General features: G+C 55.9%; 11 protein-coding genes. 1 reads left to right on the top strand and 10 read right to left on the bottom strand.

Annotated features, from left to right (window positions below):
• Positions 1 to 623 precede the first annotated feature (623 nt).
• The gene (locus M5R41_04165; GenBank protein MCZ7555581.1) at positions 624 to 1,949 is read right to left on the bottom strand and encodes a hypothetical protein; all 1,326 of its coding nucleotides are present in this window, start codon (positions 1,947 to 1,949) and stop codon (positions 624 to 626) included.
• Between M5R41_04165 and dacB the strand changes: the two genes are divergently transcribed.
• Positions 1,915 to 3,372, top strand: coding sequence for a D-alanyl-D-alanine carboxypeptidase/D-alanyl-D-alanine-endopeptidase (dacB, locus tag M5R41_04170; GenBank protein MCZ7555582.1), 1,458 nt, complete (start codon positions 1,915 to 1,917; stop codon positions 3,370 to 3,372). The genes M5R41_04165 and dacB overlap by 35 nt on opposite strands.
• Here dacB and M5R41_04175 read toward each other — a convergent pair.
• The 9 genes from M5R41_04175 to M5R41_04215 are packed head-to-tail and all read right to left on the bottom strand — an operon-like array spanning position 3,356 to position 12,966.
• Positions 3,356 to 3,658, bottom strand: a complete 303-nt coding sequence (locus tag M5R41_04175; GenBank protein ID MCZ7555583.1) for an MFS transporter — start codon at positions 3,656 to 3,658, stop codon at positions 3,356 to 3,358. The two genes, dacB and M5R41_04175, sit on opposite strands and share 17 nt — an antisense overlap.
• Before the next feature lie 35 nt (positions 3,659 to 3,693).
• Positions 3,694 to 5,880, bottom strand: a complete 2,187-nt coding sequence (gene pnp / locus M5R41_04180) for a polyribonucleotide nucleotidyltransferase (GenBank protein ID MCZ7555584.1) — start codon at positions 5,878 to 5,880, stop codon at positions 3,694 to 3,696.
• 41 nt (positions 5,881 to 5,921) lie between these two features.
• Positions 5,922 to 6,191, bottom strand: coding sequence for a 30S ribosomal protein S15 (gene rpsO, locus M5R41_04185; protein MCZ7555585.1), 270 nt, complete (start codon positions 6,189 to 6,191; stop codon positions 5,922 to 5,924).
• Positions 6,192 to 6,220: 29 nt separating this feature from the next.
• The gene (locus M5R41_04190) at positions 6,221 to 7,165 is read right to left on the bottom strand and encodes a bifunctional riboflavin kinase/FAD synthetase (GenBank protein ID MCZ7555586.1); all 945 of its coding nucleotides are present in this window, start codon (positions 7,163 to 7,165) and stop codon (positions 6,221 to 6,223) included.
• Positions 7,162 to 7,899, bottom strand: coding sequence for a tRNA pseudouridine(55) synthase TruB (truB, locus tag M5R41_04195; protein ID MCZ7555587.1), 738 nt, complete (start codon positions 7,897 to 7,899; stop codon positions 7,162 to 7,164). The genes M5R41_04190 and truB overlap by 4 nt, the downstream gene beginning before the upstream one ends.
• Positions 7,896 to 8,249: a 30S ribosome-binding factor RbfA gene (rbfA, locus tag M5R41_04200; GenBank protein MCZ7555588.1), complete on the bottom strand. Its 354-nt coding sequence runs from the start codon at positions 8,247 to 8,249 to the stop codon at positions 7,896 to 7,898. Before rbfA ends, truB begins: the two co-directional genes overlap by 4 nt.
• A 6-nt stretch (positions 8,250 to 8,255) precedes the next feature.
• Positions 8,256 to 11,072 carry a translation initiation factor IF-2 gene (gene infB / locus M5R41_04205; protein ID MCZ7555589.1) on the bottom strand — a complete coding sequence of 939 codons (2,817 nt, stop codon included), beginning with the start codon at positions 11,070 to 11,072 and terminating at the stop codon, positions 8,256 to 8,258.
• Between the two features lie 45 nt (positions 11,073 to 11,117).
• The gene (gene nusA, locus M5R41_04210; protein MCZ7555590.1) at positions 11,118 to 12,383 is read right to left on the bottom strand and encodes a transcription termination factor NusA; all 1,266 of its coding nucleotides are present in this window, start codon (positions 12,381 to 12,383) and stop codon (positions 11,118 to 11,120) included.
• A gap of 40 nt (positions 12,384 to 12,423) precedes the next feature.
• Positions 12,424 to 12,966 carry a ribosome maturation factor RimP gene (locus M5R41_04215; protein ID MCZ7555591.1) on the bottom strand — a complete coding sequence of 181 codons (543 nt, stop codon included), beginning with the start codon at positions 12,964 to 12,966 and terminating at the stop codon, positions 12,424 to 12,426.

Consider the following 12,966-nt stretch of genomic DNA (forward strand, 5'->3'; position numbering starts at 1 on the left):
CACTTCTCCCGGCTGTCACCCCGGATGTGAGCGGGGGCACGGTTTCCGGAGTATCCGATATCGGCGTCTCAGACTCACCTGAGAACGGACACGAGACGTCACTATTGGGTCGCGCGTTTTTGCTCATGGGGCGAATGGTCGTCTCGGATTCTGGGTACGAAGACCGGAGACAGACGACGCCGGAGAAACGTTTTGCGACGCCCAACCCCCGTTCGCCTGCAGCGCGTACTCGGGCAGTGGAGATCGAAGGATAGGATCGTCGCCGGGCGTCCGGCAGGCACTGAACGAACATCGAGAATACTTAAGTCGGTGAAACCGAGATCCGGAGATACACGTCGCGTCGGACGGGATCGCTATGTCCGAAGGCGTGATGTACGGTACAAACAAGGCCAGGCGAAATGGTTTGCGGTGCGGAAATGGGAGTAAGAGAGGCGTTTTACAGCGATGCAACTTCCGGTCGCTGGTTTGTGGTGTTTCATGAAACAACCCGGAGACGGGTATAGCCGAAAAATCGAAGATTCGCTTGCATACGACTCTCCCCGCCCGCCACCCGTACCCCCGCAGCGCAGGGCTCGGCGACAAACCCAATGCTCCACTCCTCCATCCTGCTTTACCTTCTCCGCTTACAACACACCGGCTCCGCGCAAACGGCGGGCAAGATAGCGTGTGCGCAAATCAAGCCGCTCGAACATACGTTTGTATTCGGTCATAAAGCTGATGCGTCCGTACGTCTCCGGCATCCCCTCTCGATACTCGCGCGCGGTGCTGAGCACCGTCGCCCAATCGCGACGACTGGCGTGATCCACGTCATGGTACACGGCACAAAAACCGGCTCCATGTAACACCGAAGAACGCGAAAACAGCTTCCTCGGGAGTCGAAGCGTGAAATCCCAACTGTTATAGTCCGTGGCATCGCTGCGCATGGTCACGGCAATATGCGGCAACAGCGAATCCGCCCGTTTGTCGCCGAGTATCGTCACCGCGGGCCCATGTCCCTCGCCGTCTCCCATTATCAGCAACAACGTGACATGCGACTGTTCGGGATAACGCTGCCGCGTACCATCGCGCTGTATGCGCGGACGACCGCTGAGATCGAAATGTAACGCCAGATAATCTGCCGAATCGGAAACGGCGTGATGGAGCAAACGATCATCGTGAATGCGGATTTCGAACAGCACGGACGCACTGTCATAACGCGCGCTGAGCATGAAATGGCTGTCTTCCGCGCCGTACCAGCTGCTCCCTCCGCGAACGATCATGAATGCGGTCGTATCCCCCACGCGTACGGGGATGTCCGACGGCAGTTCCAGCGCTGCCGGATACACCGGAAGCGAATAAAAGTGTTGATCCAGAAACGTGCGTCCGGTGTTGACGCCGAAGTAGCGCTCCCAGCCCATGTTTGTCAGATGATCCAGGGATTGCTCGAAGCCCACGGCGGTGCTCCCTCCTCCAGCACGGAGACGACGTGTGGTCCATTCGGATACGCGCCGGAACAGGCCTTGCGCCATGCTGTATCCCGTGATGCGCCAATCGAACTCCCCTGTTTTCTCGGTTACGTGACAAACTCCCTGCTCGATGGAAAATCCTACCTCGATGGGCTCAAGCATGTAGCGGCGTTGCACCGTGTGCGCGAGTTCGAAATCGGGTCCGCTATTCAGGAAAAAATGGACATCGATCACACGAGGCGGAGCATCGGTGCTGCGAGTGGACAACACGAGATCCATGCCGTCGTCGCCCGAATAGTCGCCGTAGTCGTACCCGTGAATTTTGCACTTTGGCGGGAGTTTTGATAGAATGGATGCTATCTTTTCACGGGAAAAGATCTGTGACAATACATCGGCGAAGGCCGCAAATTCCAGACTGTCCGACGGCGCAGACGATGCGGCGCGCAGGACGTATGGAACGAGGAGCATAATGACTGTTACGACTATCAGAAAAGACTTCGACATGCGTTCCTACTGGGTTGCTACATTCACGATACTTGGCGTTCTGCTCCTGCTTCACAGTACCTCGGCGCAGCGAAACACATCGCCGCTCGAGGCGCTTGTCGCGTCCGTTGATGGCGAAGTGGAGGGGAAACTGTTCCGCAACAGCATTGCCGCAGTGGAAATCACCGACGTTCGTAGTGGAAAGACGCTGTATTCCAGGAACGCCAACCTTTTGCTTCGTCCGGCTTCGAACACAAAGCTGTTCACTTCGGCGGCTGTGCTGCTCGGTATTGACGACAGCGGAACGTTCAGCACAGATCTGGCCCTGACAGGTTCCGCCACGCTCGTGTGTGCCGCCGGAGGTGATCCGCTGTTCCGTTTGAAAGATATTCAAAAACTCACTGAAATCGCACTGGGAGCCGGTATTTCGCACATCGATACACTGCTACTGGATGCTGCTGAATTCGACACAACGGTATTCGGTGAAGGATGGATGTGGGATGATGAGAGCGACCCCTTCCTTCCCGCACTTTCGCCATTCTGTCTCGAACGCAACATCTTCACTCTAAACATTAAACAAGACACGCAAGTACATACAGAATTGGATGTTAGCAGTATTCCGCTTATACCGAATCTTGAATGGTCGTGGAGCAGAAGTCCGAAACCTTTGACCGTCATCAAAGAGCCGCGCAGCAATCGCTTTCAGCTTCACGGCACTCTCGGTCGCGGAGAACGGTTTTCAAAAAGCTACCCGGTCTGGCAACCCCAATCGCTTTTCGCGGACGCGTTTGCACGGAGCTTGCGCGAAGCGGGATTGGCGGATTCCACTCTTTCCATCATGTATGGAAGCGCACCTGATGAACGTGTTGAGCTCGGAACCGTTGTGCGTCCACTCGACGAAGTGCTTGCTGCAATGAATAAGGAAAGCAACAATCTCTGTGCGGAAATGGCGCTGCGGCTACTGGGATTGCGGAGCGCGGTGGGCACGGCTTCGGCCCGGGCGGGCATCGCTGCTATGGAAAAACTCTTTACCGACCGGGGCCTCGTACCGGGAGGACTTTCACTCGTCGATGGCTCCGGTATCTCCTTTTACAATCTTGCCACCGCAACATCCATCACCCGGGTGCTGCGTATGATGGCCGCGCATCCCCTCTTCGAGCGCTACCGGGCGTCACTGTCCGTGGCAAGTGTGGACGGTACGCTGCGGAATCGCCTGAAGGATGACAAGATGGGAAAGTTTTTTCAGGGAAAGACAGGCACATTGAGAGGGGTGAGTGCGCTGTCGGGGTACGTCCAGGCTCCCGGGGGACGACTACTTACCGTCGTGTTGTTGATGCAGAATTTTTCCGGGGATGGTGCGTTGTACCGACGTGCACAGGACAGGATAGTGAGGCACTGCATCGAGTACAGTGCCTCACCCGCTGCTTCTACACAACCTCGATGAGGGTGCGGTATTCGGTTTTGCCGTCTTTGATGAACTCGTCGACAATGCGATTGATCAATTGATCCGTCACTTCATCGGCGTCGTCCTCAAGCGCATCGTACTCCTCCATCGATGCGCAGACGTACATCTCGTTGAACACGTTCGGTTTCGTCATGCTTTCGAACACCGAGTAGTTCTTTCCCCGTTCATGTATCAGGTAATTTTTCAAAGCCTGGATGGTCTCGAGATACTCCTCCCGTTTTTCTTCCTTGATCGGGTAGGAAATCGTAAAGATGACTCTTGGCATCTGGTACTCCGTGTTTTCGTTGGGGAAAGGACCGCTCAGCGGCGGCCTCCGTGTCTGGAACCACCGCTACCGCCCCGGCGCTGACCTCCACCGCCGCCGCTGCTGCGATGATGACCTTCGTCCGGTTTTTCTTCATAGCCCTCGGGAGGCTCCATAAGTGCTTTGCGACTGAGAACAAGTTTTCCATTGTCCTCGACGCGCAGCAACTTGACGGTAACGATGTCGCCGACTTTCAGCACTTCTTCGACGTTGGCAATACGTCGGAAGTCAATCTGCGAAATGTGCAGCAATCCTTCCTTGCCAGGCAGAATTTCGATGAAGGCGCCGAAATCCATGATTTTTTTCACGGGACCGGTGTACACCTCGCCCGCTTCGGGTACTGTGGTAATGCGTTTGATCATTTCCACTGCACGGGCGCTGCTGTCGGCGTTGTTGGATGCGATCGTGACCCGTCCGTCTTCTTCGATATTGACTTCCGCACCGCTTTCGGCAACGATGGCCTTGATATTCTTTCCTCCCGGTCCGATCACCGCGCCGATCATATCCACAGGGATATAGATGGTGGTGAGTCGGGGGGCGTACTCGGAAAGATCGGGGCGGCTTTCTTCGATGGTTTCGTTCATGACATCCAGAATATGGAATCTGCCGGCACGGGCTTGCTCCAACGCCGTTTCCATGATCTCGATGGTGATACCCTTGATTTTGATATCCATCTGATAGGATGTGATGCCATCCTTCGTGCCGGCGACCTTGAAGTCCATGTCACCGAGGTGATCCTCGTTGCCCAGGATATCGGTGAGAATGGCCACCCGATCGCCGTCCTTGATAAGACCCATCGCCACGCCGGCTACGGGTTTCTTAATCGGAACACCGGCATCCATGAGCGCCATGGAACCTGAGCACACCGTCGCCATGGAGGACGAACCGTTGGATTCGAGGATGTCGCACAAAAGACGAATAGTGTACGGAAATTCTTCCGTGGGCGGGATCAGCGCTTTAAGTGCGCGCTCGGCGAGATTTCCATGACCGATTTCACGACGACTGGTGAAGCCCATGCGTCCGACTTCCCCTACCGAGAACGGCGGGAAATTGTAATGCAACATGAAGCGCTTGCGCGATTCCTCGCCGAGCCCGTCAATGATCTGCTCGTCGGATTTCGTTCCAAGCGTGCAGCTCATGAGGGCCTGTGTTTCACCGCGCGTGAAAAGCGACGACCCGTGTGCGCGTGGGAGAAGTCCCACGTCACAAGAAATCGGTCGCACGTCCGTCAGTCCGCGTCCGTCGAGTCGCACACCTTTGTCGAGAATGGTGTCGCGCATGGCCTTTTTTTCGAGATCATGGACGAGATTCTTGATGGTCTGCTCCTGCTCGGGATAGTCTTCCGCCAAGGCTGCGAGGACTTCGTCGTACAGCGCATGCGTCTGCTCGGAGCGTGCCTGTTTGTCGAGCACGGTGCCGGCCAGATCATAGAGCTTGTCCCACGCGAGGGCGTGAATTTTATCTTCCAGTCCTTCGGGCAACTCCGCGACGGCAACCTGCATGCGGGGCTTACCGCATTCGGCATGGAGTTCGGAAATCGCGTTACAGATTTCCGCGATATGTTTGTGACCGAAGGCCAGCGCGTCGAGCATGTCGCGTTCGGAGATCTCCTTCGCTTCACCTTCCACCATGAGGATGGAATCGGCCGTGCCGGCCAGGACAACCTCGAGATCGGAGTTCTTCAAATCCTCGAAGGTCGGATTCACGATGAGTTGACCGTTGACGCGCCCTACACGCACTTCCGCGATGGGTCCTTCGAATGGTGCGCCGGAAATCATCATCGCGGCGGAGGCGGCCGTCGTTGCGAGCACATCCGCGTCGTTCTCCTGATCGGAGGAATATACCGACGCAATGACCTGTACTTCGTTGCGGAAGTCGTCGGCAAACATCGGCCTGATGGGTCGATCCATCAATCGCGCGGAAAGAATCTCCTTCTCGGAAGGTTTTCCCTCACGCTTGAAAAAGCCGCCGGGGATTTTTCCCGCAGCGGAGGTTTTTTCACGATACTCGCAGCTCAAGGGAAAGAAGTCAATGCCTTCCCGGGGTGAGTCTGCGACAACGACGGTGGAGAGCACCATGGTCTCTCCGTAGGTGATGAGCACCGATCCGCTCGCCTGACGGGCGAGGCGGCCGGTTTCAAACACCATGGTTTTACCGCCGATTTCTATTTCTTTTCTAGTCATGTGATCCTTGGTGTAAAAGCTTCCCTTGGGAAGAGCGCGCATTACTTGCGCAACTCGAGTTCCTTGACGATGGTGCGATAGCGATTCATGTCGATCTTCTGCAAATAGGCGAGAAGGCGACGGCGCTTACCGACCATTTTCAGCAGGCCGCGACGGCTGTGATGATCTTTCTTGAACGCATCGAAATGCGGGGACAGTCCGTTGATCGTTTCGGTGAGAATCGCGATCTGGACTTCGGCTTTGCCGGTGTCGTTCGCGTGGGCACCGAATTTCGCAACGAGTTCCTGCTTGCGTTCTTTCGTGAGAGGCATGATTGTAGCTCCTTGGTAAACAGATAAAGTTATTTCGTATTCAGTTGATTTCGTCGGATAACGGCTCGTTCAATATCTTCGGCGATTTGTGCGACAAGTTGTTCGCGGGTGTCAAAACGGATCTCATCGCGCAACCGGTCGAGCAATGCAACGTGCAGCTGCAGACCGTAGAATCTGCCCGAACAAGCTAAAATATGAACTTCCAATGAGAAATGCACCTGCTGAGAAACGGTCGGGCGTAATCCGATATTCATGACGCCCGTGTATGTTTCGCCTCGCAATGTCACATCCACCAGATAGACGCCACCCTTGGGAAGCATTTTGGATGTGTCCTGCACCTGTATATTGGCGGTAGGGAATCCGAGCTGCGAACCGAGTCCGTCGCCGCGGACCACGATACCCGCAAGCATATACGGACGACCGAGCAGTCGCGACGCTTTCAGGACATCGCCCTCCTTCAGTGCGGATCGGACGGCAGTGCTGCTGACTTTCACGCCTTCGAGCAGAAGTTCACCGACCGGTGTGACGTCAATACCATTGCTCATACCGAGACGCTGCAGTTCATCCACCGTCCCCGTGCGTCCCTTCCCGAAAGCGTGATCCATCCCCACCACGAGATGGCGCACGCGAAAGGTGCGCATGATGTATTCGTCAAAAAAATCCTTCGCGTCAAGCATCGACAGATCGCGCGTAAACGGCAGCACCATGCACGTGTCGATGCCCGATTGTGCGAGCTGCTCGATGCGTTCGTCAATCGTTGTGAGCAGATAGGTCGGATCACCCCGGCGTCCGATCACCTCGCGCGGATGCGGATCGAAGGTGAGCAGTACAGAAGGCAATCCTGATTCGACGGAGATGCTGCGGACGCGGTCAAGAATTTTTCTGTGACCGAGATGCAGGCCGTCGAACGTTCCCAGCGTGAGGACGACCGGACCGCGGTGGGGCCATTGTTCGAGACTTCGGCACACGATCATACGGCGCCTCCCGGAACTCCCTCGTGCGGCTGCTTGGGCCTGGCGGCTGCATGGACGATATCGTCCAGCGCCCATGCTTCATCAACATGGAATGCGCCGATGGCGGTACGGCGTAGATTGCTCAAGTACGCACCGCATCCGAGATGCTGGCCGAGGTCGTGCACGAGAGAACGGACGTACGTGCCTTTGGAACACTCGATCTTGAAAGCGACTTCCGGCAGTTCCACGCGGGTGATGTGAAACGTGGCGATATGCACTTCGCGCGGTGTGCGTTCGACCTCCATCCCCTTTCGCGCGAGCGTATAGAGGCGTTTACCTTCGACCTTCACCGCGGAGAACATTGGCGGGAGCTGCGAGACGGTGCCGGTGAAATGGTTTGCGGCGGCTTGTAACTCTTCCAAACGCAGAGGCGGGACAGCGCAGACATTCTCTTCCGGCGTTGCGGCATCGTAGCTGGCAGTGACGGCTCCGAGTTTCATGCTGCCCTCGTACGTTTTCGGCAGTGCCTGAAACGCATCGATGCGTTTCGTCATGCTCATGGAGCACAGAATCAGCAGGCCGGTGGCGAGCGGGTCCAGAGTACCGGCGTGCCCGACTTTTTTGACACGCAAGCTACCGCGCACCTTTTTCACGACATCAAATGAGGTCCAATCCCGGGGTTTGTCGACCAGCAGCGCTCCCCCGCTGTGTGATATGAAATGCTCGATGGTATTGAAACCCTGCTCGCCTGTCAACGATTCTTCTCGTCCTCGTGGATTTTCCTGAGCAGTTCCTCGATGCGTTCCACACGATCGAGCGATTGATCAATATAGAAGCGCAATTCCGGCGTAAACTTGATACGCACGGATTTGCCTACGGCCATTCGTATCTCCCTGGCATTTTCATTGAGAAAATCAAGTACCTGCTCGTCTGTCTTGCCGCTGTGGAAATGGCTGACATGCACGCGCGCCAACCGGAGGTCCGGTGTCACGGTTACCTCTGTCACCGTAAGCAATCCGTACCCCGCCGTCTCGATATCCTTCGACAGCGTTTCACTGATCTGCTGCTTGATGAGCGCGGCGACTCGCGACGTGCGTATGGACATAAGCTGTTACTGCGCCTGTTCGAGAGACCGTTTTACTTCTACCTGCTCGTACGATTCGATGACGTCGCCGATCTTGATGTCGTTGAAGCCATCGAGACTGATACCGCATTCGAAGCCCGTGTCAACATCGCGCACATCGTCTTTGAAGCGTTTAAGAGAGCTGATGCCACCGGTGAAGATGACGATACCATCGCGCAGCAATCGGACACGCGCATTGCGATTGATTTTTCCATCCTGCACATAGCAACCGGCGATGGCACCCACTCTGGAAATGCGGAAGACCTCGCGCACCAGAACGGTGGCGTTGATTTTCTCCTTGATTTCCGGACGCAGCATTCCTTCGAGTGCATCACGCACGTCTTCGATGGCATCGTAGATGATGTCGTACATGCGGATGTCCACATCCTCGCTCTCGGCCAGCTTTCGGGCGTTGAGATTGGGACGGACGCGGAAGCCAATGATGATGGCGTTGGATGCGCTTGCGAGCAGCACGTCGGACTCGGAGATGGCGCCGACACCCTTGTGAATGACGTCGATGCGCACTTCGCCCGTCGACAGCTTGAGCAGAGAGTCGGACAGCGCTTCGACAGAACCGTCCACATCGCCTTTGACAACAATGGGGAGATCCTGTACGCCGCCAAGCTTGATCTGTTCGGAGATATCGTCGAGCGTCTTGCGCCGCACGCGCCGGAAGTCGGATTCGCGTTTGATCTGCTGGCGGTTCGTCGAAATTTCACGCGCTTTCCGTTCGCCTTCCACCACATAGAACGCGTCGCCCGCCTGCGGAGCCCCATTGAAGCCCAACACCTGCACGGGCATGGCCGGAGAGGCTTCCTCAACGCGCTTGCCGCGTTCGTCCATCATTGCGCGCACCTTGCCGAATTCGTTTCCGGCTACGAAGGAGTCGCCGACACGCAGTGTGCCTTTCTGAACGAGGACGGTTGCAATGATGCCCTTCCCCTTGTCCAGCTCGGCCTCGATAACCGTGCCGCGCGCTTCGCGGTCGGGATTCGCTTTGTATTCCATGATATCGGCTTCGAGGAGAATGCGCTCGAGCAGATCCTCGATGTTGATACCCTCTTTGGCGGAAATCGGTACGCAGCCGTATTTGCCACCCCATTCCTCGACGAGAATGCCGCGGTCGGCAAGCTGCTGTTTGACCTTGTCCTGATTCGCTTCGGGCTTGTCGATTTTGTTGAGAGCGACAACGATCGGCACCTTGGCGGCCTGTGCGTGACTGATGGCTTCCACGGTCTGTGGCATGACGCTATCGTCGGCGGCGACGACAAGGACGACGATATCCGTAACCTGGGCGCCGCGGGCACGCATAGCGGTAAAGGCCTCGTGGCCCGGTGTATCGAGGAAGGTGATTTTCCGGCCGGACTCCAGAGTGACGGTGTACGCACCGATATGCTGCGTGATGCCGCCGCTCTCGCCCGCCACGACATTGGTCTTGCGGATAAAATCGAGAAGCTTGGTTTTTCCGTGATCCACATGGCCCATGATGGTGACGATGGGCGGACGCGGCAGGAGCGTATCCTCGTCATCCTCCTCTTCGACAAATTCTTCCTCGACGAATTCTTCATGCGGTTGCAATTCGAAGCCGAATTCCGCGGCCACCATTTCGATGATTTCGAGTTCGAGGCGCTGGTTGATCGAGGCCATGACACCGAGTCCGATGAGGGCCTGAATGACCTGGCTGACGCCGACGTTCATCAGCGATGCGATTTCGCTGACGGTGGCGTATTCGTAGATGCGCAGGATCTTTTTCTCGCGCTCCTGCATCTCGATTTCGCGCAGCTGCTCTTCTTCCCTGCGCGCGCGTTTGCGTTTGCGGAGGGCGGAGCGTTGGGACGTCGCGCCGAAATCGGACATGGAGGCGATGGTTTTCTTGATGGCGCTTGCAACTTCCGCCTGATCTACTTCTTTCGGTTTGGGGCCTCGTTTGCCGCCCTTACGCGCAAGTTTCTTATCCAGTGACTCTTCGGTTGCAGGCTTCGCACCGGGTAATTCCTTTTTCTTTTTCTTCTTCTTCCGCTTGGGCTTGTCATCATCCGCCGCATCACCGGTGGAGGCACCGGGTTTCGTGTCCTTCTTGCGCTCAGCAGCTGCAGCGGCGGCGTTGAGATCGATTTTCCCCATGACCGTGAGTCCGCGCATCTTGGGTACCGCAGCCTCGATGGAAAGGTCGATTTCCTCGGTTTTCGCTTTTTTCTTCACCTCCGGTTGCTTCTCCGCCTCGGGGGCCGCTACCGGGGCCTCGGTCACTTCTTCAGACACCGTATCGGCAACTGCGGCCTCCACCTCCTGTGCCTCTTCCACGACGACGGGAGGGACTTCTTCGACAACGACAACAGGCGGGGTTTCCGCCTCGATGGGTTGCGAAGGCAGATGTTCGACATCGACGTGCTCCACGGCAGGCTCTTCCACCTCGGGCACCTGCTCGACAGGCGTGGTTTGCTCGGCGGGCGGTTCTGCCACCTCGGTGGCGACTTCTTCGGCGAGAATGGGTTCCACCTCTGCGTCTGGAACGGTGGGCGGCTCCGCACCGACGAGGATTTCGCCATCTTCCGATAGCTGATCCTCCCCGCGGCGACGCTTGTCGATCTCGTCAAACTCCTTGCGCTTTCGCGCGTGTCGTTCAGCGTCGACCTTTTCTTTCTTGTAATGCCGCTCGATCAGTTCCATCATCGGATCGTCGATTATCGACATGTGATTTTTGACATCACATCCCTTCTTGATAAGGAAATCGATGAGAGTGTCGTGGGAGAGGTTGAACTCCTTCGCGACTTTGTAAAGACGTGTTTTTTTCTGATCAGTCACAGTTCGCCGTCAGTGTGCGTTTGAGATGGAAAGGTGGTCAGCCGGTCAGTCCTCTTCGGTAAAGGCCTTTTTCATTTCGATCACGACTTCATTGATTTTTTCGATCGTAATACCCGGCACCTTGGAAAGAATGTCGGAAACCGGCGCGAGAATAACATCGTTCGCCGTGCGGTAGCCGGCGGCGATAAAGCTGTTGATGAGTTCTTCGCCGTACTCATCCACAAATTCCTGAAGATCAATTTCGTATTCAGCCATGGTCTTGGTAATCTCCATACCCTCTTTGACGATCTCGAGTCTGAAGCCCGTCAGCTCCGAGGCAAGGCGGATATTCTGCCCGTTTCTGCCGATGGCGAGGGAGGCCTGATCGGTGTCCACATGCACTTTCGCTGTGCGCGTGGCGCGATCAAGTTTGATCTCCGATAGTTTTGCGGGTGCAAGGGCACGCTGAATGAACAGATACGGATCATCGGTCCAGTTGATCACGTCAATGTTCTCGTTGTTCAGCTCGCGGACGATAGCGTGAATGCGCACGCCTTTCATACCGACACAGGCGCCGACGGCATCGATACGGTCATCATGCGATTCGACGGCAACCTTGGCACGCTCACCCGGCTCGCGGGCAATTTTCCGAATGGTGATGACGCCGTCGTAAATCTCGGGAATTTCCTGTTCGAAGAGCTTTTGCAGAAACAGGGAATCGGCGCGCGAAACGACAACCATGGGCATGCCGCTTCCTTTGCGGACGACCTCCTTGACGACGCAGCGGATGACGTCGCCCTTGCGGTAGCGCTCCTTGCCAATTTGTTCGGATTTCGGAAGGAGAAGTTCAGAACGGTTGTGATTGATCAGCACATCGCTTCTGCGGACCTGATACACGTCGCCGACGACGATGTCGCCAACTTTGTCGGAATACTCGTCGTAAATGAGGTCTTTCTCGATTTCTTTGATACGCTGGTTCAGGTTCTGTTTCGCTGTCGCCACAAGACGGCGGCCGAACTCGGCCATGTCAATGATCTCGACATACTCTTCCCCCACCTCAAGTTCCTCACCGGATTTTGCGCGTGCGGTTTCGACGTCGATCTGCAGTGTGGGATCCTCGACCTCATCAACCACTTCGCGGATGAGGAAGATTTCGATGTCGCCCTTATCCATGTTGACGACAATCTCGAAATTCGCTTCGGCTCCATATTTCTTTCGGACCATCATTCCGAAGATATCTTCGATGACGGACACCAGACGATCGCGGTCTATACCCTTCTCACGAACCATCTGGCTGAATGACTCGACGATCTCTGAATTCATGCGGCTCATTTCTGTTGCTCCTGCCCTGGGGCGTGTATGCGACTCAAGTTTACAATTTAGCGATAATGTGTGCTTCCATGATCTCATCGTGCGGAATGGCAACGAAGCCATTGCCGACACGAAGAATCAGCTGTTCCTCATCCACATCGTGTATCTCGCCTTCAAGCGGCTGCTGTCCGCCCGCAATAGCGCGAAGCAGTGCGACATGACGATTTTTATGGCGTCCGAACTGCCACGGAAAACGAATCGGACGCTCGAGCCCGGGAGAGGAAACATTCAGTGTGTAGGCGCCATCGAACCACTGTTCGGCTTCCATGAAGGCGTCGACAGCTCTGCTGATATCGGCGAGCTGGTCGGCGGCAATGCCCTGATCCGTATCAGCGAATACCTCCACCACGGTGCGGTTCCGTTGACCACGGACGGTAATATCAACCAATTTGGCACCATTTTCCAGCACCAGCGGCTGCAGTAGTTCGAATATTTGTTGTTCTGTCGGTACCATAATAAAAAATGCGGGTACGCCCCACATCTGAAACATCATAATATAGAGCACATCGCCATCATTTGCAATTGTCTGCGGGTCTTTTTTCAT

This window comes from Bacteroidia bacterium (assembly GCA_027493955.1).
Lineage (GTDB): Bacteria > Bacteroidota > Ignavibacteria > SZUA-365 > SZUA-365 > JAOSJT01.